The organism is Streptomyces sp. NPDC031365 (assembly GCF_055569765.1).
This window is the reverse complement of record NZ_JBVIIM010000014.1, coordinates 156,420-183,237: the sequence shown is the minus strand read 5'-3', so window position 1 is coordinate 183,237 and position 26,818 is coordinate 156,420. Positions and strand designations below refer to the sequence as shown.

28 protein-coding genes, 1 tRNA gene and 4 pseudogenes are annotated in these 26,818 nt (G+C 71.8%); 23 read left to right on the top strand and 10 right to left on the bottom strand.

All coding sequences use genetic code 11. The features are described from left to right. Positions 1-140: 140 nt before the first annotated feature. From ACZ5C2_RS21880 to ACZ5C2_RS21870, 3 genes and pseudogenes are all read left to right on the top strand, one after another. Positions 141-545, top strand: a pseudogene (locus ACZ5C2_RS21880) (aldo/keto reductase); the annotation flags it as partial. Beyond that, on the top strand, positions 545-877 hold the full coding sequence (locus ACZ5C2_RS21875) for a hypothetical protein (RefSeq protein WP_468793367.1): 333 nt from the start codon (positions 545-547) through the stop codon (positions 875-877). The pseudogene ACZ5C2_RS21880 and the gene ACZ5C2_RS21875, both read left to right, overlap by 1 nt. Then, positions 874-1,353, top strand: a pseudogene (locus tag ACZ5C2_RS21870) (amidohydrolase family protein); the annotation flags it as partial. The gene ACZ5C2_RS21875 and the pseudogene ACZ5C2_RS21870, both read left to right, overlap by 4 nt. A 115-nt stretch (positions 1,354-1,468) precedes the next feature. Here the strand turns inward: ACZ5C2_RS21870 and ACZ5C2_RS21865 are convergent. After that, a complete protein-coding gene (locus tag ACZ5C2_RS21865) occupies positions 1,469-2,161 on the bottom strand; it encodes a FadR/GntR family transcriptional regulator (RefSeq protein ID WP_468793364.1) in 693 nt (230 codons plus the stop codon). Positions 2,162-2,842: 681 nt separating this feature from the next. Between ACZ5C2_RS21865 and ACZ5C2_RS21860 the strand changes: the two genes are divergently transcribed. The 11 genes from ACZ5C2_RS21860 to ACZ5C2_RS21810 all read left to right on the top strand — a co-directional run bounded on the left by ACZ5C2_RS21860 (position 2,843) and on the right by ACZ5C2_RS21810 (position 11,834). Next, positions 2,843-4,723, top strand: coding sequence for a sensor histidine kinase (locus ACZ5C2_RS21860; RefSeq protein ID WP_468793361.1), 1,881 nt, complete (start codon positions 2,843-2,845; stop codon positions 4,721-4,723). Positions 4,724-4,791: 68 nt separating this feature from the next. Next, positions 4,792-5,226, top strand: a complete 435-nt coding sequence (locus tag ACZ5C2_RS21855; protein ID WP_468793358.1) for a roadblock/LC7 domain-containing protein — start codon at positions 4,792-4,794, stop codon at positions 5,224-5,226. 2 nt (positions 5,227-5,228) lie between these two features. Further along, positions 5,229-5,600, top strand: coding sequence for a DUF742 domain-containing protein (locus ACZ5C2_RS21850; protein WP_468793355.1), 372 nt, complete (start codon positions 5,229-5,231; stop codon positions 5,598-5,600). After that, positions 5,578-6,207 (top strand): GTP-binding protein, encoded by a 630-nt coding sequence (locus ACZ5C2_RS21845; protein WP_468793353.1) that lies wholly within the window; start codon positions 5,578-5,580, stop codon positions 6,205-6,207. Before ACZ5C2_RS21850 ends, ACZ5C2_RS21845 begins: the two co-directional genes overlap by 23 nt. Before the next feature lie 60 nt (positions 6,208-6,267). After that, the gene (locus ACZ5C2_RS21840) at positions 6,268-6,843 is read left to right on the top strand and encodes a GAF domain-containing protein (RefSeq protein ID WP_468793350.1); all 576 of its coding nucleotides are present in this window, start codon (positions 6,268-6,270) and stop codon (positions 6,841-6,843) included. A 227-nt stretch (positions 6,844-7,070) separates the two neighbouring features. Beyond that, positions 7,071-8,099 carry an L-threonine 3-dehydrogenase gene (gene tdh, locus ACZ5C2_RS21835; protein ID WP_468793346.1) on the top strand — a complete coding sequence of 343 codons (1,029 nt, stop codon included), beginning with the start codon at positions 7,071-7,073 and terminating at the stop codon, positions 8,097-8,099. A 29-nt stretch (positions 8,100-8,128) separates the two neighbouring features. Beyond that, positions 8,129-9,328 (top strand): glycine C-acetyltransferase, encoded by a 1,200-nt coding sequence (locus ACZ5C2_RS21830; RefSeq protein ID WP_468793343.1) that lies wholly within the window; start codon positions 8,129-8,131, stop codon positions 9,326-9,328. A 36-nt stretch (positions 9,329-9,364) separates the two neighbouring features. Continuing rightward, positions 9,365-10,270, top strand: coding sequence for a LysR family transcriptional regulator (locus ACZ5C2_RS21825; RefSeq protein WP_468793340.1), 906 nt, complete (start codon positions 9,365-9,367; stop codon positions 10,268-10,270). 44 nt (positions 10,271-10,314) lie between these two features. Continuing rightward, entirely contained in the window at positions 10,315-10,902 is a 588-nt protein-coding gene (locus ACZ5C2_RS21820) for a helix-turn-helix domain-containing protein (RefSeq protein WP_468793337.1), read from the top strand. Then, positions 10,899-11,444 (top strand): GNAT family N-acetyltransferase, encoded by a 546-nt coding sequence (locus tag ACZ5C2_RS21815; RefSeq protein ID WP_468793334.1) that lies wholly within the window; start codon positions 10,899-10,901, stop codon positions 11,442-11,444. The genes ACZ5C2_RS21820 and ACZ5C2_RS21815 overlap by 4 nt, the downstream gene beginning before the upstream one ends. Positions 11,445-11,474: 30 nt before the next feature. After that, positions 11,475-11,834, top strand: a complete 360-nt coding sequence (locus ACZ5C2_RS21810) for an MmcQ/YjbR family DNA-binding protein (RefSeq protein WP_468793331.1) — start codon at positions 11,475-11,477, stop codon at positions 11,832-11,834. A 298-nt stretch (positions 11,835-12,132) separates the two neighbouring features. On the opposite strand, the gene ACZ5C2_RS21805 is transcribed toward ACZ5C2_RS21810, so the two are convergent. Both ACZ5C2_RS21805 and ACZ5C2_RS21800 read right to left on the bottom strand, forming a co-directional pair. Continuing rightward, positions 12,133-13,056 carry a transketolase family protein gene (locus ACZ5C2_RS21805; RefSeq protein WP_468793328.1) on the bottom strand — a complete coding sequence of 308 codons (924 nt, stop codon included), beginning with the start codon at positions 13,054-13,056 and terminating at the stop codon, positions 12,133-12,135. A gap of 40 nt (positions 13,057-13,096) precedes the next feature. Beyond that, a complete protein-coding gene (locus ACZ5C2_RS21800; RefSeq protein WP_468793326.1) occupies positions 13,097-13,804 on the bottom strand; it encodes a transketolase in 708 nt (235 codons plus the stop codon). Between the two features lie 135 nt (positions 13,805-13,939). Here ACZ5C2_RS21800 and ACZ5C2_RS21795 point away from each other — a divergent pair. From ACZ5C2_RS21795 to ACZ5C2_RS21765, 7 genes and pseudogenes are all read left to right on the top strand, one after another. After that, positions 13,940-14,013 (top strand) — tRNA-Pro (locus ACZ5C2_RS21795). Between the two features lie 369 nt (positions 14,014-14,382). Further along, positions 14,383-14,703: a hypothetical protein gene (locus ACZ5C2_RS21790; RefSeq protein WP_468793323.1), complete on the top strand. Its 321-nt coding sequence runs from the start codon at positions 14,383-14,385 to the stop codon at positions 14,701-14,703. A 438-nt stretch (positions 14,704-15,141) separates the two neighbouring features. Further along, a pseudogene (locus ACZ5C2_RS21785) lies at positions 15,142-15,444 on the top strand (response regulator transcription factor); the annotation flags it as partial. A gap of 159 nt (positions 15,445-15,603) precedes the next feature. After that, complete coding sequence (locus ACZ5C2_RS21780) at positions 15,604-16,887, top strand: ABC transporter substrate-binding protein (RefSeq protein ID WP_468793321.1); 1,284 nt, start codon at positions 15,604-15,606, stop codon at positions 16,885-16,887. A 5-nt stretch (positions 16,888-16,892) separates the two neighbouring features. Next, complete coding sequence (locus ACZ5C2_RS21775) at positions 16,893-17,801, top strand: carbohydrate ABC transporter permease (protein ID WP_468793403.1); 909 nt, start codon at positions 16,893-16,895, stop codon at positions 17,799-17,801. Continuing rightward, complete coding sequence (locus ACZ5C2_RS21770) at positions 17,801-18,634, top strand: carbohydrate ABC transporter permease (RefSeq protein WP_468793318.1); 834 nt, start codon at positions 17,801-17,803, stop codon at positions 18,632-18,634. The genes ACZ5C2_RS21775 and ACZ5C2_RS21770 overlap by 1 nt, the downstream gene beginning before the upstream one ends. A gap of 25 nt (positions 18,635-18,659) precedes the next feature. Next, on the top strand, positions 18,660-19,838 hold the full coding sequence (locus ACZ5C2_RS21765) for an ABC transporter ATP-binding protein (RefSeq protein WP_468793315.1): 1,179 nt from the start codon (positions 18,660-18,662) through the stop codon (positions 19,836-19,838). A gap of 9 nt (positions 19,839-19,847) precedes the next feature. Here ACZ5C2_RS21765 and ACZ5C2_RS21760 read toward each other — a convergent pair whose 3' ends face one another. From ACZ5C2_RS21760 to ACZ5C2_RS21735, 6 genes and pseudogenes are all read right to left on the bottom strand, one after another. Next, on the bottom strand, positions 19,848-20,384 hold the full coding sequence (locus ACZ5C2_RS21760) for an NUDIX hydrolase family protein (RefSeq protein WP_468793312.1): 537 nt from the start codon (positions 20,382-20,384) through the stop codon (positions 19,848-19,850). Positions 20,385-20,406: 22 nt separating this feature from the next. Continuing rightward, a complete protein-coding gene (locus ACZ5C2_RS21755) occupies positions 20,407-21,219 on the bottom strand; it encodes an SAM-dependent methyltransferase (protein ID WP_468793310.1) in 813 nt (270 codons plus the stop codon). Positions 21,220-21,334: 115 nt separating this feature from the next. Beyond that, positions 21,335-21,995 (bottom strand): annotated as a pseudogene (locus ACZ5C2_RS21750) (HhH-GDP family DNA glycosylase). Between the two features lie 2 nt (positions 21,996-21,997). Then, complete coding sequence (locus ACZ5C2_RS21745; protein WP_468793307.1) at positions 21,998-22,330, bottom strand: DUF3140 domain-containing protein; 333 nt, start codon at positions 22,328-22,330, stop codon at positions 21,998-22,000. A 40-nt stretch (positions 22,331-22,370) separates the two neighbouring features. After that, entirely contained in the window at positions 22,371-22,853 is a 483-nt protein-coding gene (locus ACZ5C2_RS21740) for a Dps family protein (protein ID WP_468793304.1), read from the bottom strand. Next, the gene (locus ACZ5C2_RS21735) at positions 22,850-23,110 is read right to left on the bottom strand and encodes a WhiB family transcriptional regulator (protein ID WP_468793302.1); all 261 of its coding nucleotides are present in this window, start codon (positions 23,108-23,110) and stop codon (positions 22,850-22,852) included. The genes ACZ5C2_RS21740 and ACZ5C2_RS21735 overlap by 4 nt, the downstream gene beginning before the upstream one ends. Positions 23,111-23,278: 168 nt before the next feature. Between ACZ5C2_RS21735 and ACZ5C2_RS21730 the strand changes: the two genes are divergently transcribed. Together ACZ5C2_RS21730 and ACZ5C2_RS21725 are read left to right on the top strand one after the other, a co-directional pair. Beyond that, positions 23,279-24,466 (top strand): thiolase family protein, encoded by a 1,188-nt coding sequence (locus ACZ5C2_RS21730; RefSeq protein ID WP_468793299.1) that lies wholly within the window; start codon positions 23,279-23,281, stop codon positions 24,464-24,466. A gap of 82 nt (positions 24,467-24,548) precedes the next feature. After that, on the top strand, positions 24,549-25,322 hold the full coding sequence (locus ACZ5C2_RS21725; protein WP_468793296.1) for a sulfite exporter TauE/SafE family protein: 774 nt from the start codon (positions 24,549-24,551) through the stop codon (positions 25,320-25,322). Here ACZ5C2_RS21725 and ACZ5C2_RS21720 read toward each other — a convergent pair. Then, positions 25,308-26,756, bottom strand: a complete 1,449-nt coding sequence (locus ACZ5C2_RS21720) for a diacylglycerol/lipid kinase family protein (RefSeq protein ID WP_468793293.1) — start codon at positions 26,754-26,756, stop codon at positions 25,308-25,310. The genes ACZ5C2_RS21725 and ACZ5C2_RS21720 overlap by 15 nt on opposite strands. Positions 26,757-26,818 lie beyond the last annotated feature (62 nt).

Genomic DNA, 26,818 nt, shown 5'->3' with positions numbered 1-26,818 from the left:
GTGGAGTAGGAGTAGCCGGTGTCCATGGACCAGGCGGCCCAGCGCATCACCTTCTCCTCGTACGGCCGGTTCTGGGGCTACGCGGCGTCACGCGTGCTCAAGTGCCTTGCAACGCCGATCGAGTCCCAACCGGTAGGCCGCGCTACACCCTCCTGGATCAGTCCGGGCTCGTCGAACTGCTGCCGCTCGCCGCCGAGCGGGGCGTCGGCGTCGTCGTCGGAGGCGTCTTCAACTCCGGTCTGCTCGCCGACCCGCGCCCCGGGGCCACCTTCGACTACGCCCCGGCGAGCCTCGACACGCTGTCCCGGGCACTGGAACTCCAGTCGGTCTGCGAGCGGCACGGGGTACCCCTGCGCGCCGCCGCCCTGCGCTTCCCGTTCGGATCCTCCGCCGTCACCAGCGTCCTCACCGGAGCTCGCAGCGCGGCGGAGGTCCAGGACGCCGCCGCCCTGCTCGGCCGCCCAGTCCCGGACGCGCTGTGGGCGGATCTCAAGGAACGCGGGCTGCTCCCCGCCGATGTGCCCACCCCCCAGGACACCGACTGATGCTCCTCGCCCTGTTCTCCACCTGCTGCAACGACACCATGTTCCCGGGCACCGGCCGGGCGGTGGTCCCGGTCCCGGAGCGGCTCGGCCACACCGTCGACTTCGCGCAGGAGCGGACCCGCCGCGGACGGATGCACGTCAGCACCGGCTACCGGCCGGAGGCCGTTGTGCCGGCGGAGCGGTGCGAGGACCACGCCCGGCGGCTCGCCGAGCCGGAACACCTCCCGGCCGGCGCGGCCTGGCAGGCGCGGACGGCCGGCCTCCCCGATGTCGTCCACGACTGCTCCGAGGACGGCGCGGGGGCGGGACTCCCGGTGGTGTGGGAGCTGTGACCGGCAGGCGGATCATCGACGCGCACCATCACGTCTGGGACCTCACGACCCGGTCGCAGCCCTGGATCACGGGCGAGGGCCTCGCGCCGCTCGCCCGTTCCTGCTCGGCCGCGGATCTCGCCGCCGAGGCGCGGGCGGCGGGCGTGACCGGCACGGTCGTCGTGCAGACCGTCCGCGTGCCCGAGGAGACGCCCGAACTGCTGGCACTCGCCGCCGGCAGCGACCTGGTCGCGGGTGTGGTCGGATGGACCGACCTCACCGCACCGGATGCCGCCGACGCGATCGCATCGCTGCGGGAACGGCCCGGCGGCGACCGGCTGGTGGGCATTCGCCACCAGGGGCAGGAGGAGCCCGACCCGCGCTGGCTGCTGCGCCCGGACGTCCGGCGCGGGCTGGCCGTCCTGGCCGGGGCCGGGCTCGCGTACGACCACGTCGTCAAGCCCCACCAACTGCCCGCCGCGGTGGAGGCGGCCGCCCGGGACACCGGACCTTCGTCAGGACACGTCCGACGGCCGCGCGGACACTCGGCGTTCCGGCGTTCCGGCGTTCCGGCGTTCCGGCGGGAAAGGGGGGACAGGGGCCGACGTGCCGTCAGGGCGCCGGCCGCAGCCCGCCGAGAGTGCCGCGCAGCCACTGTTCGACACCTGCCACGTGGACCGTCATCCAGGACCGGGCCAGCTCGGGGTTCCGGTCGGCGATGGCCTCGTGGATCGCCCGGTGCTGGTCGCGCGTGCGCTCCACCGCGCCTTCCTGGGGCAGCCCGCGCCAGACCCGCGCCCGTGCGGTCGGACCGGAGAGCCCGTCGATCAGCGAGCAGAGCACCGGGTTGCCGGCGCCGGAGGCGATCAGATGGTGGAACTCCAGGTCGTTGGCGATGAGTTCGTCCAGTGACGCCTCCCGCGGAAGGCGGTCGAGCACCTCCGCCAGCGCGGCGACGTCCTCGCCCGGCATGGCCCGGGCGGCCATGGCCGCGGCGGCCGGCTCCAGGATCCGGCGGACCTCGAGGAAGTCCAGCACCGTGTCGTCATGGTGGAAGTCGATGACGAAGCCGAGCGCGTCCAGCAGCAGGCCGGGCTCCAGACTGGTCACATACGTCCCGTCGCCCTGACGTACGTCGAGCACCCGGATCAGTGAGAGAGCCTTGACCGCCTCGCGCAGGGAGTTGCGCGACAGCCCCAGCCGCTCGGCCAGATCCGCCTCCTTGGGCAGCCTCTCACCCGGGCGCAGCTCGCCGTCCACGATCATTGCCTTGATCTTCTCGATCGCCTCGTCGGTGACCGGCACGGTGACCTCCTCATCCCCTGGAGGGCGACTATACGTCGGATGAATCAGTGCCGTGATGGCACCGATTCCCTCCCTCGGCGCATCCCGTGGACCGGGGGGAAGCCACGTCCCGTCCGGTCCACGACGACCTGGACCGCCATCGAAACCCGTCGACCCTTTCGCTACGGAGAGTAATGTTCTGGCCGAAGTGGAGAGAGGGTCGACGGCTGCCGGGAGCCGTGCCTCGTCGGCCCCGAGGCGGCTGGGCGGCGTATCGGCGCGGTGCCGTGCCGCTGGACCCCGTTCGGGTTCGCGGACTCCTCCGAGGTCACTTGTGACCAGCATTGATCACTTGTTACCCACTCCCGATCCCATGTGCTGAACGGTTATCGGTCTGTCGTACGACGCCTCATACCAGAGCGCGATGCCGTCCGCACGAGTTTGTCAACTGCCCACCGCACATGATGCGGTGGTGACTACGGTGAGTGTCGGTCGGAAGGCGCGACGACTCACACCGCAGGGCGCGTTCGTGCCGAGGGCCGCGTCGACGAGTCGGGATCAGGGAGCGGGGACCGGTACGTGCAGCCACAAGGCGGACGAGGGAGTCGACGGGGCGAGACGCCCCGGCACCCGGGCCCGGCCGGCGCCCCGGGCCCGGCCGGAGCGCAGGGCGCCGTCCCCACGCCGGCGCCCGTCGGCACCATGATCGTGGCGCGCGTGCCGGACCACGGCGGCCCGCGCCCCGGCGATCCCCGGGCGCACAGGGCCGGTCCGGCCCCCCGGGCGGAAAGGCGCGAGGGCGGACGGCACGGACGGCCACCCGCGCGAACCGCTCCCGCGCTGCCCGAGACGCACATACGGCCCCAGCTCCTGCGCCTCGCGGTGCTGCCGCCCGTCGCGGTGGCGCTCAGCGCCTGCGCGGCCGTGCTCTTCGCCGTCCGCTCCACCGGAGTACGGCCGGGCCCCACCCTGTGGGCCGTACTCGGCGGCGCCACATCGGTGACCTTCGCCGCCGTCGTCATCGCCGCCGTGGCCGCCGACCGCGCCGCCCGCACCGTGTACGACCGCATCGGCTCCCTGCGCCGGAGCACCGCCCGGCGCGAGGCCGATCTGCACGCCCTCGTCGAGGCACTGCGCCACGGCGACACCCCGCCCCCACGGGCACGGCACGGGGAACCGGCAGAGGACGCCGACGAGTTCGACCTCCTCGCCGCCGACCTCACCCGTGCCCACGACGGTGCCGTCACCGCCGTCGTACAGGCCTCCCGGCTCTCCAGCCAGGCGGGCAGCGAACAGAAGCTCGAGGTGTTCGTGAACCTCGCGCGGCGTCTGCAGTCCCTGGTGCACCGAGAGATCTCCCTCCTCGACGAGATGGAGAACGAGATGGAGGACCCCGATCTGCTCAAGGGCCTCTTCCATGTCGACCATCTCGCCACCCGCATCCGCCGCCACGCCGAGAACCTCGCCGTGCTCGGCGGGGCCGTCTCCCGGCGGCAGTGGAGCAATCCGGTCTCCATGACGGAGGTGCTGCGTTCGGCGATCGCCGAGGTCGAGCAGTACTCGCGGGTCAAACTCGTCCCGCCGATCGACGGCACGCTGCGCGGGCACGCCGTCGCCGACGTCATCCACCTGCTCGCCGAACTCGTCGAGAACGCCACGGTGTTCTCCGCCCCGCACACCCAGGTGCTGCTGCGGGCCAGCCTCGTCACGTCCGGGCTCGCCATCGAGGTCGAGGACCGCGGGCTCGGTATGCCCCTCGCCGAGCAGGACCGGATGAACGCGCTGCTCACCGACCCCGACCAGGTGCATGTCGCCAGCCTGCTGGCCGACGGCCGCATCGGACTGTTCGTGGTCTCCCAGCTCGCCAAGCGGCACAGCATCCACGTGCGGCTCCAGGCCAACATCTACGGCGGCATCCAGGCCGTGCTCGTGCTGCCCCAGGCACTGCTCGGCACGGAGCCCGGCGCCCTGGCCGGCGGACAGGGAGCGGCAGCGGTACCGCAGCCGCAGGACAGTGGCACCGGAACCGTCCCGACTGCCCGTCACGTGCCCGCCGGACCGCGCCCGGTCACCGGGCCGGCACCGGTCTCCCCGCACGGCGGCGCCGCGCACCCACCCGCCGTACCGCTCACCCCGGTGGCACCCCCTCCCCGCACCCAGGCCCCGCACGGCGACACCGGCGCGGTCGCCCCGCCGCTGCCCATGCGGGGCGCCCATGAGGTGCGCCCCACCCCCGCCGAGGCCGTGCCCGGCATTCACCACCGCGACCGGGACGCCCCCGCCGACCACGGGACCACGCCCCTCACCCCGCGCGGCACCACGGTGCGCGGCACCATGGGCCGACCCCAGCTGCCCCGCCGCCGCGCCCAGGAGCACATCGCACCCCAGCTTCGTGACGGTCCCGCCCCCCGCCAGGACCCCGAGTACCCCGCCGGCCACGACCCCCATCTCATGGCGGCCTTCCAACGGGGCATCAGCCTCGCGGAGTCCCAGCAGGAGTTGTCCGCCGCCCCGCGGCCGTCCGTGGCCGCACCCCGCATGGACCACACCGCCCGGCAGGACGGGAGCGCACCCGCCGGATGACCACCCCCTTCCCCACCCCCACCTCCAGCGCTCCCGCAGACCTTCGTACCCCAAGGAGTCGATCCACCATGGCGAGCGATGCGCCGACAGCCCAGGTATCCGACCTCGACTGGCTGATGAGCGGCCTCGTGCAACGCGTACCGCACACCAACAGCGCCGTACTGCTGTCCTGCGACGGGCTGGTCAAGTCCGTGCACGGACTCGACGCCGACAGCGCCGACCACATGGCCGCACTGGCCTCCGGCCTGTACTCCCTCGGCCGCAGCGCCGGTATCCGCTTCGGTGACGGCGGCGACGTCCGCCAGGTCGTCGTCGAGCTCGACTCGACGCTGCTGTTCGTCACCACCGCCGGCTCCGGCACCTGCCTCGCGGTGATGGCCGGCCGTGAGGCCGACGCCGCGGTGCTCGGCTACGAGATGGCGATGCTGGTCAAGTCCGTCCGCCCGTATCTGGTGACCGCACCCCGGCAGCAGGGCGTCGAACCCCCGGCGATGAGGCCTTGAGCGTGAAGGCGGCAGGCGACGGGCCGTGGCTCGACGACGCGGCCGGCCGGCTGGTGCGCCCCTTCACGGTCAGCAACGGCCGTACCCGCCCCACTGTCGCTCTCGACCTGTTGTCGCAGGTGAGAGCCACCGGCGCCACCCCCCTCGGCTACCTCGGTCCCGAGCACGCGCAGGTCCTCGACCTGTGCCGCGCGCCCGTCCCGGTCGCCGAGGTTTCCGCCCATCTCAGGCTGCCGGTGGCCGTCACCAAGGTGCTGCTGGCGGACCTCGTGGAATGCGGGGCGCTGACCGACAAACCCCCCGAGTTCCACCACAACCCGACGGACCGGGCCCTTCTGGAGGCAGTGCTCGATGGACTACGACGACAGCTCTGACCGGGTCGACGGCGCACATGACGGTGACGATCCGTTCCCCACCGCACTCAAGGTCCTGGTGGCGGGCGGGTTCGGCGTGGGCAAGACGACCTTCGTCGGCGCAGTCAGCGAGATCGCGCCGCTCAGCACGGAGGAACTCCTCACCACGGTCGGCGCCGCCACCGACAACCTCGACGGCATCGAGAACAAGGTCGAGACCACCGTGGCCATGGACTTCGGCCGCATCACCCTCGACGCGCAACACGTGCTGTACCTGTTCGGCACACCCGGCCAGGAACGGTTCTGGTTCATGTGGGACGAGCTCTGCGAGGGCGCGCTCGGCGCGGTCATCCTGGCCGACACCCGGCGCCTGGAGGAGTGCTTCGCGGCGGTCGACTTCTTCGAGCAGCGCGGCCTCGGATTCATCGTCGCCGTCAACGAGTTCGATGGAGCCTTCCGCTACGACCCCGGGGAGGTGCGTGCCGCCCTCGACCTCCCCGCCGCCGTCCCCGTGGTGTGCTGCGACGCCCGGACCTCCAGTTCGGGCGTCCGGACCCTGCTGACCCTCGTCCGCCACCTCATCGTCCACGCCCCGGCCGCCGCGACGGGGTACGGCGCCCACAGGTGATCCCCGCACCCCCTCTCGGAGCCCGCATATGATCTTCGCCCACATCCTGGGAGCCCGCCCATGAGCTACGACCCGCCCCGCCCGGCCGGTCGTCTGCTGCTCACCCCCGAGGACAAGGAGGCCCCGGCCCGCATCCGCAGGCTGAGCGGGCTGGGGCTGGGAGACCGTCCCGAACCCGCGCTGGACGCCTTCGCCTACGGTCTCGCGGAGTTCACGGGCGCGCCGTACGCCATGGTCAACTTCCTCGGCGAGGACGGGCAGTTCTTCGCGGGCCTGCGCACCCCGGCCGTCGCGCCGGCCGTCCGCGGCGACGGCAGCGGCGCCCTGCTGGGGCGGGTGCTGCCCCGCGATCACGGCTTCTGTCCCCATGTGGTGGCCCGGCGCAGGGCGCTGGTCCTGGAGGACGTGAGCGACTACCCGAGGTTCGCGGGCAATCCGGTGGTGGACGAGTTCGGCATCCGCTCCTACCTGGGCGCGCCGCTCGTCGACAGCACCGGCATGGTGCTGGGCACCGTCTCGGTCACCGACGTCCAGCCGCGGGCCTGGGGCCGGCCGGGGCTCGCCGCCATCAAGGCGCAGGCCGCGGATCTCGTCCAACGGCTGGAGCGCCGGGAGGCCGGCGGGCTGCCGTTGTGAGGTCGGCGGGGCTGCCGGTGGGGAGGCCGGCGGCTGCCGGCGGTGAGGGCCTTCGCCGCCGCCGATGGGGTGACGGCGTGAAGCAAAGCTGTGGTCGCGCTTAAGAAATCCTCGATGGACCGGTGAGGGTGCTGTACGGCAGATTGCAGTGCGATTCCACTCCTCCTCCCGGACCGGGGGCGCCACGGCGTGCCCGGGGCCGGGACTCACCCTCAGGAGCCGTAGCGTTGAAGGCGCTGGTCAAGGAGAAGGCGGAGCCCGGGCTGTGGCTCGCGGACGTCCCGGAGCCCGCCGTCGGACCCGGCGACGTGCTGATCAAGGTGCTGCGCACCGGCATCTGCGGCACCGACCTGCACATCCGGTCCTGGGACGGCTGGGCCCAGCAGACGATCAGCACCCCGCTGGTCCTCGGACACGAGTTCGTCGGCGAGGTCGTGGAGACCGGCCGCGACGTCCCCGACATCACGAGCGGTGACCTGGTCAGCGGAGAGGGCCATCTGGTGTGCGGCAAGTGCCGCAACTGCCTGGCCGGACGCCGCCACCTGTGCCGGGCCACGGTCGGCCTCGGCGTCGGACGCGACGGCGCCTTCGCCGAGTACGTCGTGCTCCCCGCCACCAACGTCTGGGTGCACCGGGTCCCCGTCGACCTCGACGTTGCCGCCATCTTCGACCCGTTCGGCAACGCCGTGCACACCGCGCTGTCCTTCCCGCTCGTCGGCGAGGACGTCCTCATCACCGGCGCCGGCCCGATCGGTCTGATGGCGGCCGCCGTGGCCCGGCACGCCGGCGCGCGCAACGTCGTGATCACGGATGTCAGCGAGGAACGCCTGGAGCTCGCCCGCAAGATCGGCGCGACCCTGGCGCTGAACGTCGCCGAGTCGACCATCGCCGACGGGCAGCACGCCCTCGGACTGCGTGAGGGCTTCGACATCGGCCTGGAGATGTCCGGCCGCCCCGAGGCCGTGCGGGACATGATCGACAACATGACGCACGGCGGCCGGATCGCGATGCTCGGCCTGCCGGCCGAGGAGTTCGCGGTCGACTGGTCCCGCGTCGTCACCTCGATGATCACCATCAAGGGCATCTACGGCCGTGAGATGTTCGAGACCTGGTACGCCATGTCCGTCCTGCTGGAGGGTGGCCTGGACCTCGCCCCGGTGGTCACCGGCCGCTACTCCTACCGCGACTTCGAGGCCGCCTTCGAGGACGCGGCCGCCGGCAAGGGCGGCAAGGTCATCCTCGACTGGACCGCGTAAGTCATCCGCCCCCCTAGGAGCTTCCCGACATGTTCGACTCCGTGCGCGACGACCTGCGCACCACCCTCGACGAGATCCGCGCCGCAGGCCTGCACAAGCCCGAGCGCGTCATCGGCACCCCGCAGTCCGCCACCGTGAACGTCACCGCCGGCGGCCGCCCCGGCGAGGTCCTCAACTTCTGCGCCAACAACTACCTCGGCCTCGCCGACCACCCCGAGGTGGTCGCCGCCGCCCACGAGGCCCTGGACCGCTGGGGCTACGGCATGGCGTCCGTCCGCTTCATCTGCGGCACCCAGGAGGTGCACAAGGAACTGGAGGCGCGGCTGTCGGCGTTCCTCGGCCAGGAGGACACGATCCTCTACTCCTCCTGCTTCGACGCCAACGGCGGCGTCTTCGAGACCCTGCTCGGCCCGGAGGACGCGGTGATCTCCGACGCGCTGAACCACGCGTCGATCATCGACGGCATCCGGCTCTCCAAGGCCCGCCGCTTCCGCTACGCCAACCGCGACATGGCCGACCTCGAGCGTCAGCTGAAGGAGGCCGCCGAGGGCGGTGCGCGCCGCAAGCTGATCGTCACCGACGGCGTCTTCTCCATGGACGGCTACGTGGCCCCGCTGGGCGAGATCTGCGACCTCGCCGACCGGCACGGCGCGATGGTCATGGTCGACGACTCGCACGCCGTCGGCTTCGTCGGCCCCGGCGGGCGCGGCACGCCCGAACTGCACGGCGTGATGGACCGCGTCGACATCATCACCGGCACCCTCGGCAAGGCGCTCGGCGGGGCCTCCGGCGGGTATGTCGCCGCCCGCGCGGAGATCGTCGCCCTGCTGCGCCAGCGCTCCCGCCCGTATCTGTTCTCCAACACGCTCGCCCCGGTGATCGCCGCCGCCTCGCTGAAGGTCCTGGACCTGCTGGAGTCGGCCGACGACCTGCGCGTCCGGCTCGCCGAGAACACGGCTCTGTTCCGCCGCCGGATGACCGCGGAGGGCTTCGACATCCTCCCCGGCGACCACGCGATCGCCCCGGTGATGATCGGCGACGCCTCCCGCGCGGGCCGCATGGCGGAGCTGCTGCTGGAGCGCGGGGTGTACGTGATCGGCTTCTCGTACCCCGTGGTGCCGCAGGGCCAGGCCCGTATCCGCGTCCAGCTGTCCGCCGCGCATTCCGCCGAGGACGTCAACCGCGCGGTGGACGCCTTCGTCGCGGCACGGGCGGAACTCGACGCCTGAGCGGAGCACACCGAGCGATTTGAGACAATCGCATCCATGATCGAGGCGCGGCGGCTCCACATCCTCCGAGCGGTGGCGGACCACCGCACGGTCACGGCGGCAGCCGCCGCGCTGTATCTCACCCCCTCCGCGGTCTCCCAGCAGCTCGCCGCACTGGAACAGGAGACCGGCCACCGTCTCGTCGAGCGCGGTGCCAAGGGGGTACGGCTCACCCCGGCGGGCGAGATCCTGCTCAGCCACACCAACGCCGTCCTCGCCCAGCTGGAGCGGGCCGAGGCCGAGCTGGCCGCCTACGGTTCGGGGGAGGCCGGTACCGTCACGGTCGCCGCCTTCGCCACCGGCATCGCCCAGGTCGTCGCGCCCGCGGTGGCCCGCCTCGCCGCCTCGGCGCCCGGCATCCGCATCCGGGTCCAGGACGCCGAGGGGGACGCCAGCCTGCCCATGGTCCTCGACCGGCTGGTCGACGTCGCCGTGGCGGTCGAGTACCGCGGGGCTCCCCCCGCCGACGACCCGCGACTGGCCCACGTGCCGCTGTACGCGGAGCCCTTCGACGCCGTCGTCCCGGTCACCCACCGCCTGGCCGACACCGCGGAGGTGCCGCTCGCCGAGCTGGCCAAGGACCCCTGGATCGGTCCGTACCCCGGCAACCCGTGCCACGACGTGGTCGTCCTCGCCTGCGAGAGCGCCGGGTTCCAGCCCCGTCTCGAGCACTCCTCGGACGACTTCCGCGCGGTGGTGGCCCTGGCTTCGGCGGACGGCGGCGTCGCCCTGGTGCCCCGCTCGGCGCTGCGCGGCATGGATCTCGCGGGCGTGGTCGTCCGTCCGGTCGACGGCGTGGCGCCGACCCGCAGGGTCTTCGCCGCCGTGCGCCGGGGTGCCGAGGAGCACCCACTGATCCGTCCGGTCCTGGACGCGCTCCGCGCGGCGGCCGAAGAAGCGTAGGACGCCCCTCCTCCTCATCTCGAATATGGGATATCTTCCCGAATATGAAACAGGAGGAGGCGGGGCCGCCGGCCCCGGATCCCGTCGACGTGAAGCTCGGCGGCCGGCTGGCGGAACTGCGGACCGAGCACGGCTGGTCCCTCGGAGAACTGGCCGAGCGCACGGGCATCAGCCGGTCCACGCTCTCCCGCGCGGAGCGGGCGGAGACCAGCCCCACCGCCTCCCTGCTGAACCGCCTCTGCGCCGTCTACGGCCGCACCATGTCCCAGCTGCTCAGCGAGGTCGAGGAGGAACCGGCGCCGGTGGTGCGCGCCGCCGACCAGGCGGTGTGGGAGGACCGGGCCTCGGGATTCGTCCGCCGGTCCGTGTCCCCGCCGCACGGCGGGCTGCGGGGCGAACTCGTCGAGGGGCGGCTCGCCGCCGGGGCCGACATCGTCTACGACCGCCCGCCCGTGCCCGGCCTGGAACAGCACATCTGGGTCCTGGAAGGGGCGCTCCGCATCACGGCCGGGGGGACCGAGCACCACCTCGGCGACGGCGACTGCCTCAGGCTGCGCGTCTGGGGCCCGACCCGGTTCCGCTGCCCCGGCCCCGGGGACGTCCGCTACGTCCTGGCGGTGGTGCGGCCGTGAACGTCATCCGCCCCGACGCCGCTCACCTGCTGCGGCTGGCCGAGGAGCTGGCCGAACTCCTGACCGACACCGTGGACGGTGGTGCCTCGGTCGGCTTCCTCGGCCCGCTCGACCGTGCGGAGGCGGTCGCCTGGTGGCGGGAACGGTGCGCGGCCGTCGCCGCCGGCCGGCTCACGGCCTGGGTGGCGTACGAGGAGCCCGGACGTGTCCTCGGCACCGTCGGCCTCGCCCTGCCCGACAAGCCCAACAGCACGCACCGCGCGGAACTGGTGAAGCTGATGGTGCACCGCGCGGCCCGCGGCCGGGGTCTCGGCCGAGCCCTGCTGGCCGCCGCGGAGGAGGAGGCCACCGCGCGGGGCATCACCCTGCTGCACCTGGACACCGAGACCGGCAGCCCCGCCGAGTACCTCTACCGCACCTCCGGCTGGACCCCCGTCGGAGCCATCCCGGACTACGCTGCGGACCCGGCCGGGGTGCTGCGGCCGACGACGATCTACTACAAGCGTCTCGGAGCGGCCGCGACATCGCCCGCCACCAGGTGATTGTCAGTGACGGCCGCTACGGTGCCTGCCATGCCGGATGCCGAAGACGTACGACGGATCGCCCTGTCCCTGCCGGACACGACGCAGAAGATCGCCTGGAGCATGCCCACGTTCCGGGTCGCGGGCAAGATGTTCGCCACCCTGCCCGAGGACGAGACCTCCATCGCCGTGCGCTGCCCCAAGGAGGAGCGCGACGAACTGGCCCTCGCCGAACCGGGGAAGTTCTGGATCGCCGGCCACGAGGCACAGTTCGCCTGGGTCAGGGTCCGCCTCGCCGCCCTGGAGGACGAGGGCGAACTGCGTGACATCCTCGCCGACTCCTGGCGCCAGGCCGCTCCGACCCAGCTCCTGGAGTCCCACCCCCGGCTGGGGCTGCCTCCCGCGGACTGAGGACCGACCGGGCAGGGGCGGCGCTCCGTGGCATGATCCCGCACCGCGGGCCCGCCCCGGCCGGGAGAGGGCTCCGGCGGCCACTGGGGAGCGCGGGGCCGGCCACGTGTCCGGCCCGGAGGCGATGACGGGGAGCGCCGCCCGTGCGGTCGCGGGACTTCGCGCTCTCGTCGCAAGGGGCGGTCGCCCGCGCTCGCGATGCGCGACCCGGTCCACGCGGAGGCTCGGCGTACCGCCTTCGCCCACGCCGCCCGGAACACACCCGGGGACGCGGGCACGGGAAGACCTGGCCCCCGCGTCACGCGTCCGCCGGCACCGTCCCGCCCGCACCGACGAACCGTCCGATCCGTGCCCGCAGCGACCGGGCGTCCAGACCGTGCGCGGCGACATGCTCGTCGATCCGCCCGTACCGCCGCAGCTCTGCCCGGCCCACGCCGAGCCCCAGCACCCGGTGCGGCACATCGGCCAGCGCGTCGTTCGCCGCCGCCGTCGACGTACCCGCCAGATACGGCTCCACCAGGACCACGTCCGTCCCGGCCGTCCCGGTGGCGTGACGCAGACCGGCCGCGTCGAAAGGCCGGACGGTCGTGGCGTACAGCACGGTGACGTCCAGGTCACGCGTGGCGTCCAGCACGGCGTCCAGCATCGGTCCCACGGCGACCACGACCCCGGAGCGTCCCTCACGGACGGTGCGCAACCGCTCCCCGTCCACGGGGAGCCCGCGAGCGTTGGACTGCAGCGACAACCGTACGTAGACCTTGTCGTCGCCGGCCGCCACCGCATGCCGCAACAGCGTCTCGGCCTCGTCCGGATGACCCGGCACATGCACGGTCCAGCCGTCCAGGGTGTCCAGCAGGGCCACATCGCCCGGGGCCATGTGCGTGTAGCCGCCGGCCGGCCAGTCGAAGGAAGCGGCGGCGCTCACCAACACCGCTCCCACGTCCTGGTGTCCCAGATCCAGCTTGACCTGCTCGAACGGCCGCTCGACCAGAAAGCTCGCGAAGGTGTGCACGACGGGCCGCAGCCCGGTCAGTGCCATCCCGGCCGCCGCTCCGACCAGCAGCTGCTCCCGGATGCCCACATTGACGACCCGGTCCGGATGCCGGTGCAGTGCCTGGCCGAAGTCGGCCAGGCCGATCTCGGCGAGTACCACCGCGACCCGCGGGTCCTCGTCGAGCAGCCGGGTGATGACAGGGGCGAAGCGCTCACGCATGCTGTCCACGAGAGATCGGTCCTTTCCATGGTGAAGAGACTGGGGAACGTCACGCGTTCTTCGACTCGACCCGGGCCACCACCGCGTGCGGCCTGCCCGGGTGCGGTGCGGTGAACGCGGCGTACAGCGCGTCGTGATCACGGCCGTCGACCGTGGACGCGGACCAGCCCGCCGCCCCGAAGCGCGCGGCGATCCCGCCCGGCCGGGCATACGAAGCGGAGGAGTTGTCGATGACGACGGTGTGCAGCTGCTCCAGGCCGGCGGGTCCGGCGAAGGCGATCGCCTCGTGGTTGCTGCCTTCGTCCAGCTCGGCGTCCCCGATCAGCGTCCACACCCGCGGTTCGTCGAGCCCCTGGGCGCGCAGGCCCAGCGCCGTGCCGACGGCGATCGGCAGGCCGTGGCCCAGCGACCCGCTGCCGATCTCCGCCCCCGGCACCAGCACGCGGTCCGGGTGGTGGCCGAGCGGAGAGTCGTACGATCCGAATCCCGGCAGCCAGCCGGCCGGCAGGAAGCCCTTGGCGGCCAGTACGGCGTAGTACGCCATGGGTCCGTGCCCCTTCGACAACAGGAACCGGTCCCGCCCGGGGTCGTCGATCCGCTCCGGCCCGACCCGCAGGACCCGGTCGTACAGCACCCACAGCGCGTCCAGCGTCGACGTCGCGGCCGGACCGTGCTTCTCGTCACCGGTCATGAGCCCCATCAAGGACGGCAGATCCGTGAATCCGTAGGTGCGCGTCTGTTCCTCGGTGATCGTCATACAGCCATCGTTCAACCTCAATCAAAGTTGAGGTCAAGTCCCGGCCGGCGATAAACGGATGCGCGATCACCGTCCCGAGTGCGGTATGGTTTCCGTGCGCGTTCGGCCGGGGGAATCCCCAGGTCAGACGGGCAACGGGACGTGGCGCAGCTTGGTAGCGCACTTGACTGGGGGTCAAGGGGTCGCAGGTTCAAATCCTGTCGTCCCGACTTGCTGAGGGGCAGTCGGAGGCCGTACCGGGGAGACCCGGACGGCCTTTCGTCATGTCCGCACACCCGTCGCCGGCCCGGCCTGCCACCACGGTTGCGCGGGGCCGGGGGAGTACCGCCAAGGTTTACCGGGAGCGTCAACCGGCGGGCTGACGATCCGCCGGAGCCGGCCGCATACCGTCTGTTGGCGAGCGGGGAACACCCCGCTGACGGGGGCCGCAGGGGGGGCGGGCATGAACTCACCCATGACCAGGAACGGGCAGGGCGAGGGCGCTGCTCGCCCCTCTCTGCGCGGCGCTGACCGCCGGCACGGCCGTCGTGGTGGCGGGATGCGGCCCGCCCGCGAACCGGCCGCCGCCCGCGGACACGGTGAAGCCGCGTGATCTGACGTACGCCGAACAGATCACGGTCGAGCGCGGCGAGGAGATCCTCGTCAAGAAGTGCATGAGGGAACATGGCTTCCCGTACTGGATCGGCCCGATCGCGAGTGTCGCGGACCGCCAGGGCCACGGATACGTGCTCACCGACGTCGCCTGGGCGAAGCAGTACGGCTACGGCCGGGAACTCGAGGAGAGGGCGGAGCGGGCACGGCTGACGAACCGCAACGCCGCCTACGCGCGGAAACTGAACAAGCGGGACCTCGTCCGCTACAACAAGACCTCGACGGCACGCCGGAGACAGGTGTGGTGAAGGTCGAACTGCCGCTGGGCGGCACGGTGTGGACGCCCCGGGACGGCTGCCGGTCCACGGCCATGAAGGAGCTGTACGGTGATCTGCCCACCTGGTTTCGCGCCAAGAAGACGGCCCAGAGTCTCACCGCCCTCTACGCCCCCGACATCGGCGCCGACCCCCGTTTCAAGCGCGCTGTCCACGCCTGGGCGGCCTGCATGCGCGAAGCCGGTCACCCGTACGCCACCCCACGTGACATCCGCGAGAAGCGTCCCCTGATCACCAAGGGCATGAGCCGGGACTCCGCGCGGGCGACCGAGGTGCGACTCGCCGTCGCCGAGGCGACCTGCGCCAACGACACCCCGCTGGCCCGCACCGCACGCACCCTGGAACGCCGAGGCCGCCGCGCCGCCCGGCCCCGCTCCGTCGTCGGGAAGGCCGGCGCTGCCGCGCGTGCTGGTCGCGCGCGGCGACATGCTGTTCGCGCCGAGCGTCACCCGCAGACTCATCGAGGCGTACGTGCAGCGCTCGAGGCCGGTACCGGACTCGCCGGCGTCCCTGGAGGCGCTCACCGCCCGGGAACGGGAGGTGCTGCTGCTCACGGCGCGAGGACTGTCCAACACCGAGATCGCCGAGCAGCTCTTCATCAGCGAGGCGACGGTCAAGACCCATCACAACCGCACCATGACCAAGCTCGATCTCGACAGCCGAGCCCAGGCCGTCGTGGTGGCGTACGAGACCGGTCTGGTGATTCCCGGCGGCTCCGACGCTGAACCGCCGCCCTCACCTTCGAGCCCACATGGGCGAATCCTCCTCGAATGTCCTTGGTGCCGCCCTGTGTGCTGCTTAACCTTCGCCGGGTAGGCACCGCCGCGGGGTCCGACACCGACGCCGCCGTCCCGGGAGCGAGGTGTGGAGCGCGTGCACGCGAGGCGCGGATGGACCGGAAGACCGCGACGGACGCGGGCGCTGGTCGCGCTGACCCTGCTGGCATCGACGCTCGCCGCCTGCGGCGGCGACGACAACACCTCCCGTCCCACCCTCAACTGGTACAACTTCCCGGACGACTCCGGCGCCCTGCAGCAGGCCGCGGACCGGTGCAGCCGGGCGTCCGGCGGCCGCTACCGGATCAGCTACAACAAGCTGCCCCGGGCCGCCGACGGCCAGCGCCAGCAGCTGGTCCGCAGACTTGCCGCCGAGGACGACTCCCTCGACATCCTGGGCCTCGACGTCACCTGGGCCGCCGAGTTCGCCGAGGCCCGCTGGATCCGGGAGTGGACCGGCGGGACGAAGCGCCGGGCCACCGAGGGCACGCTCCGCGTTCCCCTCCAGACCGCCACATGGAAGGGCAGGCTGTACGCCGTCCCGTACAACACCAACATCCAGCTCCTGTGGTACCGCAAGGACCTGGTGCCCACCCCGCCCACGACTTGGTCCGAGATGCTGGACATGTCCCGCGACCTCGCCCGGCAGGGCAAACCGCACTACGTGGAGATCCAGGGCGCCCAGTACGAGGGCCTCACCGTCTGGTTCAACTCCCTGCTCAACAGCGCGGGCGGCACCATCCTCAACCCGAGTGCCACCGAGCCCTCCCTCGGCCCGCCCGCCGTCCGCGCCGCCTCGGTCATGCGTGACCTCGCGAACTCCCCGGCCGCCGATCCCTCCCTGCCGAACCAGATGGAGGACCAGAACCGCCTGGCCATGGAGTCGGGCGTCGCGGCCTTCGAGGTCAACTACCCGTTCGTCTATCCGTCGATGAGGTCCAACAACCCGCGGCTGTTCAAGGACTTCCGCTGGGCGCCCTACCCCCGTGTCGACGCCGCCCGCCCCGCCCGCCCCACCATCGGCGGCATCGACCTCGCCGTCAGCGCCTACTCCCGCCACCCCGACCTCGCGTTCGAGGCCGCCCTGTGCCTGCGCAACCGGGAGAACCAGCTCACCGCCGCGCTCGAGGGCGGACTGCCGCCCACGCTGCGCGCTCTGTACGACGAGCCGGAGTTCATGAAGGAATACCCCTTCTCCAAGGAGGTGCTGGCCTCCCTGGAGAAGGCGAGCGTACGGCCGGTCACCCCCGCCTACCAGAACGTGTCGATCGCCGTCTCCCACACCCTGTCCCCGCCGTCGGAGATCAAGCCCGAGAGCGCGGTCGACACCATCAGGGAACAGATCGACCAGGCCCTTCGATCCGAGGGTGTGATCCCGTGAGCACCATGGCAGGACCGGCGAAGGGCAGGAAGGCCCTCTCCGCCGGCGCCAGACAGGAGCGCCGACTGGGCTGGCTGCTGTGCGCGCCGGCCGTCCTCGTCATGGTGGCGGTGACCGCCTATCCCATCGGCTACGCGGTCTACCTGTCCCTCCAGCGCTACGACCTGCGCTTCCCCGCCCGTGCCGAGTTCGTGGGCCTGAGCAACTACGGTTCGGTGCTGTCCTCGCCGTTCTGGTGGGACGCCTTCTGGGTCACGCTGTTCCTCACCGTCGTGTCCGTGGCCATCGAACTCGTCCTCGGCATGGGCCTCGCCCTGGTGATGCACCGCACGCTCTTCGCACGCGGCACGGTGCGCACGGCGGTGCTCATCCCGTACGGCATCGTCACCGTCGTCGCCGCCTTCTCCTGGCAGTACGCCTGGACCCCCGAACTCGGCTACCTCGCGGAACTGCTGCCCACCGGCGACGCCCCGCTCACCGAACAGTGGCCCGCGCTGTGGCTGATCATCCTCGCCGAGGTGTGGAAGACCACCCCGTTCATGGCGCTGCTCCTGCTGGCGGGCCTCGCACTGGTCCCGGAGGAGACATTGAAGGCCGCCATGGTCGACGGCGCCACCCCCTGGCAGCGGTTCACCAAGGTCATGGTGCCGCTGATGAAACCGGCCATCCTGGTCGCCCTGCTCTTCCGCACCCTGGACGCCTTCCGGATTTTCGACAACATCTACATCCTGACCTCGGGCGCCCACGGCACCGGCTCCCTGTCCATCCTCGGCTACGACAACCTGTTCACCGCGCTGAACCTGGGCATCGGGTCGGCGATCTCAGTCCTGATCTTCATCTGTGTCGGGATCATCGCCTTCACCTTCGTCAAACTGTTCGGCGCCGCAGCGCCCGGCGCGGAGGTGAAGCGCTGATGGCCGCCGCGGGCACGACACACGCGACCCGGTGGGGCGTCGTCAACGTCGTCGTGGTGCTGTACGCCCTGTTCCCGGTGTGGTGGATCGCCGCACTGTCGTTCAAGGACCCGGGCACCCTCACCGACGGCAACTACATCCCCCGGGACTGGACCTTCGAGAACTACCGGGGCATCTTCGCGACCTCCGAGTTCACCCGGGCACTGATCAACTCGATCGGCATCGCCCTGATCGCCACCGTGATCGCGGTGCTCCTCGGCACCATGGCCGCCTACGCGGTGGCCCGGCTGCGGTTCCCCGGCAAGCAGGTTCTCATCGGCATGTCGCTGCTCATCGCCATGTTCCCGCCGATCTCCCTGGTGTCCCCGCTGTTCAACATCGAGCGGATCATCGGGATCTTCGACACCTGGCCCGGGCTGATCATCCCGTACATGACCTTCTCGCTGCCGCTGGCGATCTACACCCTGTCGGCGTTCTTCCGGGAGATCCCCTGGGACCTGGAGAAGGCCGCCAAGGTGGACGGGGCCAGCCCCGCGCAGGCCTTCCGGCTGGTCATCGTCCCGCTGGCCGCGCCCGGCGTGTTCACCACGGCCATCCTCGTGTTCATCTTCTGCTGGAACGACTTCCTGTTCGCGATCTCGCTGACCTCCACCGAGTCCGCGCGCACGGTGCCCGCCGCGATCGCGTTCTTCACCGGCAGTTCGCAGTTCCAGCAGCCCACCGGGTCGATCGCCGCCGCAGCCGTGGTGATCACCGTCCCGATCATCATCTTCGTCCTGCTCTTCCAGCGGCGGATCGTCGCCGGACTCACCTCCGGCGCGGTCAAGGGATGAGCATGAAGGCAAGGAGAAGCCAGCCATGGCCGAGATCGTCCTCGAGGGAGTCACCAAGCGCTATCCCGACGGATCCCTCGCCGTGCGGGACGTGGATCTCGACATCGCCGACGGTGAGTTCGTGATCCTGGTCGGCCCTTCCGGGTGCGGCAAGTCGACCACCCTGAACATGATCGCCGGCCTCGAGGACATCACCGAGGGCACCCTGCGCATCGGCGGACGGGTCGTCAACGACCTCGCCCCCAAGGAGCGGGACGTCGCCATGGTGTTCCAGAGCTACGCCCTCTACCCGCACATGAGCGTGCGGGAGAACATGGGCTTCCCACTGCGGCTGGCGAAGGTGGACAAGGCGACCGTCGACAGCAAGGTCGAGGAGGCCGCCCGGGTGCTCGACCTGATCGAGTTTCTCGACCGCAAACCCGCCAACCTCTCCGGCGGCCAGCGCCAGCGGGTGGCCATGGGACGGGCGATCGTCCGCGACCCCAAGGCCTTCCTCATGGACGAGCCGCTGTCCAACCTGGACGCCAAGCTCCGCGTGCAGATGCGCACCCAGATCTCGCGGCTGCAACGCCGCCTGGGCACCACCACCGTGTACGTCACCCACGACCAGACCGAGGCGATGACCCTCGGCGACCGGGTCGTCGTGATGCGGCAGGGCCTGGTCCAGCAGGTCGGCACCCCCGCCGAGCTCTACGGCACGCCGCGCAACCTGTTCGTCGCCGGTTTCATCGGCTCCCCGGCGATGAACTTCCTCAACGCCTCCCTGTCCGGCGGCACTCTGCGCACCCCCCTGGGCGACCTTGCGCTCGGGGACCGCGCGCGTCAGGCACTGGAGCAACGGAAGGCACCCCGCGACGTCATCCTGGGCCTGCGTCCCGAGGCCTTCGAGGACGCGAGCCTGGCCCGCGACACGGGCGGGCCCGTCATCACCGCGACCGTGGACGTACTGGAGTCCCTGGGCTCCGACGCGTACGTCTACTTCAGCGCCGAGGGAGGACCGGTGACCACCGCCGAACTGGAGGAACTGGCCATGGACTCGGGGCTGGCCGACACCGGTGCCGGGACGGCCCAGCAGATCGTGGCCCGGCTGGACGCCGCCACCCGCGCCCGTGAGGGCGCACCCGTAGAACTCCGGGTCGACATGGGCAAGGCCCACGTCTTCGACCCGTCGACGGGCAGCAACCTCACCCACCCGGAGCGCTGACGTCCTCGGTCAGATCGCGCAGCCCGCGTGCGCCAGCGCCTGCTTCAGCAACACGCCGTGTCCGCCCGGCATCTCACTCTGCACGGCCGCCGACACGGCCTCCTGCGGGCTGAACCACACCAGGTCCAGCGCGTCCTGCCGGGGCCGGCAGTCACCCGCCACCGGCACGATGTACGCCAGTGACACCGCGTGCTGACGAGGATCGTGGAACGCGGTGATGCCCTGGGTGGGGAAGTACTCGGCGACCGTGAACGGCTGGAGCGACGCCGGCACGCGGGGCAGCGCCACCGGGCCGAGGTCCTTCTCCAGATGCCGCAGCAGGGCGTCACGGACGCGTTCGTGGTGCAGCACCCGGCCGGAGACCAGAGTCCGGCTGACCGTTCCGTCGGGTCCGATACGCAGCAGCAGACCGACGCTGGTGACTTCGCCGCTGTCGTCCACACGCACGGGGACGGCCTCGACGTAGAGGATCGGCATCTGGGCGCGCGCCATCTCCAGTTCGTCGGAGGACAGCCAGCCCGGCGTGGTTTCGGTCATGTCAGACATTGCTTGATCATACTTTCAGCGGTCAGGGCTTCACGGCCACCGCGCCGTACTGCGGCACCACGAGGGTGGAGCCGGACGCGGCATGCCACTGCGAGCAGGACACCAGACCGGGCTCGACGAACTCCAGCCCTTCGAAGAACGCCGTGATGTCCGCAGCACCGCGGGCGGTGATCGGGGGAGTGGCGTTCTCGTTCCAGAACTCCATGGCGGGCACCTGCATCTCGCCTCCGACCCCCGGGTCGGAGGTGGGGTGCGTGAGGACCAGGAAGCTCCCGGAGGGCACCGCCGCCATGATCCGGCGCACGATGTCCCGTGCCTGGTCGGTGTCGAGTACGAAGTTCAGGATGCCGAGCATCATAACCGCCACGGGACGGGTGAAGTCGAGGGTCTCGGCGGCCCGTTCCACGATGGCGTCCGGATCGCGCACATCGGCGTCGACGTAGTCGGTGGCACCCTCGCCGCTGCCGGTCAGTAGGGTACGGGCGTGCACCAGCACGATCGGGTCGTTGTCGACGTAGACGATCCGTGAGTCCGGCGCGATGCGCTGGGCGATCTCATGGGTGTTGTCCGCGGTCGGCAGCCCCGTGCCTATGTCGAGGTACTGCCGCACTCCGCGTTCCCCGGCCAGATACGTCACCGCCCGGCCCAGGAATTCCCGGTCGGCGCGGGCGATGTCCCGGATGACGGGGATGATCGAGGCGACGTGGTCGCCGACCTGCTGGTCGACCTCGTAGTTGTCCTTGCCGCCGATCCAGTGGTTCCACACGCGCGCGTTGTGCGCCACACCGGTGTTCAGCCTTGCCGACCCGCTCGGCGGGGTGTGGCTCTCACTCACGTCGTCTCCCTCTCCCCTGCCCGTGCGGGCACGTCGGACCACTGCGGACATTGTGCCGTGCGGTGATCACGTTGTCCCGTGAAACGGGGGAGTCGAAGACGGGGATGACGGAGAGTCACCGGGACGCGGCCCGGGCCAGGGCGTCCCCGGTCACGTCCTTGTCGAGCGCCGCCCGCACCAACGCGGCTGCGAGGAGCGCCGGTTCGGTGCGTCCCGCCAGGTCGGGAAGACGCTCCGGGGCCTGGAGCAGCTTCAGCCGTCGCGCGCCCTGACGGGCCTTCGCGTCCAGGTACGGGGATGCCTCCGGCCAGATCCGCGGGGCCTCGCGCAGGAAGATGCCGGCACCGGTGGGGCCGATGCCGGGGAACTCCTTGAGGAGCCGGCGCAGTTCGCCCACATCCTCGTCCGCCTCATCGCGGAGCCCGCGCAGTCGCCGCCCCAGCGCTCGGTCAACAGCTGGGCAGCTTGGCCCAGTTGGGTGGCCGTAGCTCGTCGTGGCGCGGGTGGCCGCCCCGGCCGAGCGCGTCCACCCGTTCCTGCCAGTCCGCCTCGGCCATGCGGCGGGGGTCGCGCAGCCCCGCCTCGTGCAGGGCACGGGCGGAGGCCACGGCGATCGATCCCTTGATGCCGGCACTGAGCAGGTGGGCCGGCACGAGCAGCCGGTACAGCGGCTGCGGAGTGTCCCGCAGGGGGATGCCGGCCTCTTCCGCGTAGGTCTCGCCGTGCGCGTCGACGAGGGCGCGCAGCACGGCCCGCTCCTCGTCCCGGCCGGCCACGGTCAGGTCTTGAGCGGGTCGTGACCCAGCGTCATCAACTGGTGCCGGCGGGCCGTGTCCCCGGCAGCGGGCTCGTTCTCCAGGTCGGCCTGCCCGGTGACGGTGTCGACGACCTCCTCCATCACGCGCAGGTCGTCCTCGGTGAGGTCGGTGCGCCGCTTCTGCAGGATGGCGAGCACCTGCTGCCCGGTCTCCGAGCCCGCCCGGTCGGGCAGCGGTTCGGTCGTCTCGTCGGCGTCGCTCACCCGCAGCCAGGCAGCCAGTTCCGCCGAGGTCATGTTCACCACGCGGTGGAAGTCCTCCCACAGCGCGTCCATCTCGAGGGCGTCGCTCATGATGTGCCCCTCACGTACGTGTATGCGGGTGCCGGGACGGTCAGGACTCGCCGGGGAAGTTCTCCGCCTCGAACATCCAGCGTTGCTTCTCCAGTTCCGCGGTGATCGAGATCAGCAGGTCCTGAGTGACCAGGTCCGCCTTCTCGGTGGCATCGATGCGCTCGCGCAGGCGTGTCACCGCCGCGCCGAGCGCCTCCGTCATCACCCGCACGGCCTCCGAGTCGTGCAGCCAGCCCTCCTTCGGAGCCGGCAGCGAGAAGACCTTGGCGATGGTCTCCGGGCGGCCGTCCGGCGGCACGCCGAGCGCGGCGGCCCGCTCGGCCACCGTGTCGGCCTGGGCGCGCGCGGCCGAGACCACCTCGTCCAACTGGAGGTGGACGGAACGGAAGCGGGGACCCACGACGTTCCAGTGCGCCTGCTTCCCGATCAGTGACAGCCCGAGCAGGTCCACCAGGGTGTCCTGGAGGGCCTCGCAGGATATCCGGCGTGCCTCGTCGGGCAGGGTGCTCCTCACGACGGTCATGAAGTGCTGTTCCTCCTTCTCGTTCCGTGCGTGGTCCCGCGGAGCAGGGCCTCGCGCTCGTCCTCGCCGGTGCCGCCCCAGATGCCCGAGGTCAGTCCGCTGTCGAGTGCGAAGTCCAGACAGTGGCTTCTCACCCGGCACCGCGCGCAGACACGCTTGGCGGCGACGGTGTCCCGCACCGCCGGTCCGATCGAGCCCACGGGGAAGAACAGCTCGGGGTCCTCTCCCGCGCAGGCCGCGCTCCGCAACCACTCCATGAACGCGCGGGTGCCCGTGGCCCTCCTGGGCAAACACGAAGGGGGCGGCCGCGACCGGATCTTCCCAGCGAACCGGACGCCGGTCTATAGTCCAAAACTAGCAGTGCTAATCACGAGGAGTCCCGCCGGTCACGGCACCGCGGCCGGCGTGGGGTCAGGAGTCCAGTCGTGCGTCCCGTCCACTTCGCGGCCGCCCGCCGCACCCCCATCGGCAAACTGCGCGGAGCCCTCTCCACGGTACGGCCCGACGACCTCGCCGCCGCCGTGATCCGCACCCTGGTCGCCGAGGTGCCCGAGCTGGACCCGGCCCGCGTCGACGACGTCTACTGGGGCGCCGCGAACCAGGCCGGAGAGGACAACCGCAACGTCGCGCGCATGGCCGCTCTGCTCGCCGGGCTCCCCGAGTCCGTCCCGGGCGCCACGGTCAACCGGCTGTGCGCCTCCGGCCTCGAGGCGGTCACCACCGCCGCCCGCACCATCGCGGCCGGCGAGGCCGACATCGTGATCGCGGGCGGCTCCGAGTCGATGAGCCGCGCCCCCTTCGTCCTGCCCCGCCCCGACGAGGCCCTCCCGCACCGGATGGAGACCGCCGACACCCGGCTGGGCTGGCGGCTGGTCAACCCCGTGATGAAGGAGCTGCACGGCCTGCTGGCCATGGGAGAGACGGCCGAGGAGGTCGCCGCCCGGTACGGCATCGCGCGCGAACGCCAGGACGAGTTCGCGCTGCGCAGCCACCAGCGGGCCGCCGACGCCCGCAGAGACGGTCACTTCGACGACGAACTCCTGCCCGTGACCCGCCCGGACGGGGAGGTCGTCGACACCGACGAGTGCATCCGTGAGGACACCTCGGTCGAGAAGCTGGCCCGGCTGAAGCCCGTCTTCCGGGCCGGCGGTTCGGTGACCGCGGGCAACGCGTCCCCGATGAACGACGGCGCGGCCGGTCTGATCCTCGTCAGCGAGGAGGCCCTGAACGAACTGGGACTGGAGTCGCTCGGCCGCTACGCCGCCGGAGCCTCCGCGGGCGTCCACCCGGACGTGATGGGCATCGGCCCGGTGCCCGCCACGCGCAAGGTGCTCGCCCGCGCCGGCTGGACCATCGGCGATCTCCAGGAGGCCGAGTTCAACGAGGCGTTCGCGGCCCAGGCACTCGCCTGCGTGGACCAGCTCGGCATCGACCCCGGCCTGGTCAACCCCAGCGGCGGCGCGATCGCGCTGGGCCACCCACTGGGCTGCTCAGGCGCCCGCATCCTCACCACCCTCCTCCATCGCATGCGCCGCACCGGCGCCGAGCGCGGCCTGGCGACGATGTGCGTGGGGGTGGGGCAGGGCAGCGCGGTGCTGGTCGAGCGGCACTGAGCACCGAGCACCGCCCCGGGAGCCATCAGGCGGGACTGTCCTTACCGGGGTCCGTTGCTTGCGCATAGCATCGGACCCCGCGATGAACACCATGAACCTCTGGCACCTGAGCGGCTGGGAATTCGCCGCGCTCGCCTTCGCCGCCCTGCTCGTCGGCTTCTCCAAGACCGCCGTCAGCGGCGCCAACACGGTCAGCCTGGCGATCTTCGCCGCCGTGCTGCCCGCCAAGGCCTCCACCGGCGTCCTGCTGCCCATCCTGATCGCCGGGGACGTGCTCGCCGTCCTCACCTACCGCCGGCACGCCCACTGGCCCACGCTGTGGCGGTTGTTCCCGGCGGTCGCGGCGGGTGTCGTCGTCGGCACCGTGTTCCTGATGTGGGCGGACGACGGGATCGTACGGACCTCGATCGGAGCGATCCTGCTGCTGATGGCCGGGGTGACGGTCTGGCGGCGGCGCCGGGCAGACGCGGAGGAGGAGCCCGATGCCGTCACCACGAGGGCCGGCCGCGCCAAGGCCCGCTCCTACGGCGTCCTCGGCGGGTTCACCACCATGGTCGCCAACGCCGGCGGCCCCGTGATGTCGCTGTATCTGCTCTCCGCCGGCTTCCGCAAGCTGGGGTTCCTGGGGACCTCGGCGTTCTTCTTCCTGATCGTCAACACCTCCAAGCTGCCCTTCAGCGCCGGTCTCGGTCTCATCGACGCCGATTCGCTCCTGCTCGACGCCGCGCTCGTGCTGTTCGTGGTGCCCGGCGCGCTGCTCGGAAGATGGGCCGTGAACAGGATCAACCAGCGCCTGTTCGAACAGTTGGTGATCGCGGCGACCGTGGCGGGCGGCGTCCAGCTACTGGTGCGCTGAGGAGGACCCGGCCGACTCGCCCTGCCCGCCCGGACCCGTCCCCTCGTGCGGCCGGTCCGATGGCTGGGGGCCGTGCGGCGCGGCGTGAGGGAGGTGGTGGCGGCCCGGCGCGGCGGTACGGCCGACCGTCGCCGCGAGCTTGCGCAGCCGCCGCCAGTCCAGCCGGGGCGGCGCCGAGGTGACGCCGGGCCGCCTGCGCGGGACCCGGACGCGGAGCACACCCGGCGCGATACGGCAGCGGACGGGGGCCGGCAGCACCATGGCCTCCCCGTCGACGCCGGCCTCGATCTCCTCGCGGTCCGCCTCGATGACAACCTCGGGTGCGGTCAGGACGGTCAGCCCGCTCGGGTCCGGGTTCAGCAGCAGCGCGGCCGCACCGACGGCGCCCTCGAGCCTGACGCCGAGTACGCCGAGCGCGGCGGAGTCGAGCCGTTCACGCCGGCCGAGTCCGAAGGGGTCGCCGGTGCGGTACGGATTGTTGCTGACCAGCACGGCCTGCGGAGCGGTGAGCGTCGTGTCGCCGGCGCGCGCGACCAGCCGGGGGCCCTGCTGGCCGGTGAGCAGGTCCGGCAGCATCTCCAGGCTGGTGCCGATCTTGTCGTCCCGGTAGGCGGGACTCTGCACGATCGCCGCGTAGGCGCCGAAGGACGCGTTGTTCACGAACGGCTGGTCGCCGGCGAACCCCAGGTCGACGCGGAGTTCCACGCCGTCGGTGAGCGCGTCGAGACAGGCGGCCGGATCCCCGCGGTCGAGGCCGAGATCCAGGGCGAAGTGGTTACGGGTCCCGGCGCTGATGACCAGGAACGGGACGTCGTGCTCGGCGGCCACGGCCGCGACCAGTGCCTGGGTGCCGTCGCCACCGGCGGCGCCCAGCAGGTCGGCCCCGTCCGCGACGGCGGCGCGGGCCAACTCGGTGACGTCGTGCTGCTTCCCGGGCTCGAGCAGCACCACCCGGGCGCCCAGCCGCTCGGCCTTCTCCCGCAGCCGGAACCGGCCCACCTTGCCACCGCCCGACCGGGGATTCATGATCAGCACCGGCTTGCGGGGCGGCGGCAGTCGCCGCTCCCGCCCAGGGGCGTGCCCGCCGCCCGTTCCGCGCAGTGCGAATCTGCCGCTCCACACCGCCAGACCCCACAGGGCCAGGGACACCAGCAGCGCCCAGAACAGAGTCACGGCGAACAGCGCGAGCAGACCCGCGGGCACACACACGGCGATCAGCGCGGACACCCACCGCAGCGGTCCCCTCCGGGTCAGCGTCCACCACACGGCGGCCGCGCTGAGCGCCAGTCCCGCGACCCCGCACACCAGCAACAGCAGACCGCGCAGCCCGCCGTAGACCAAGGGGGTCGCCACGGCGAGCGCGGCGGCGGCCAGCGCCCCCCGCGCCGCCCAGCGCTGGGCGTGATAGCCCCGCTCGCTCCAGTGCACGGCCATGACTCCTCCAGTCGCCCGGCGTCATCGTAGGGCGTGAACGCACATGTGTGCGGCCGGACGGG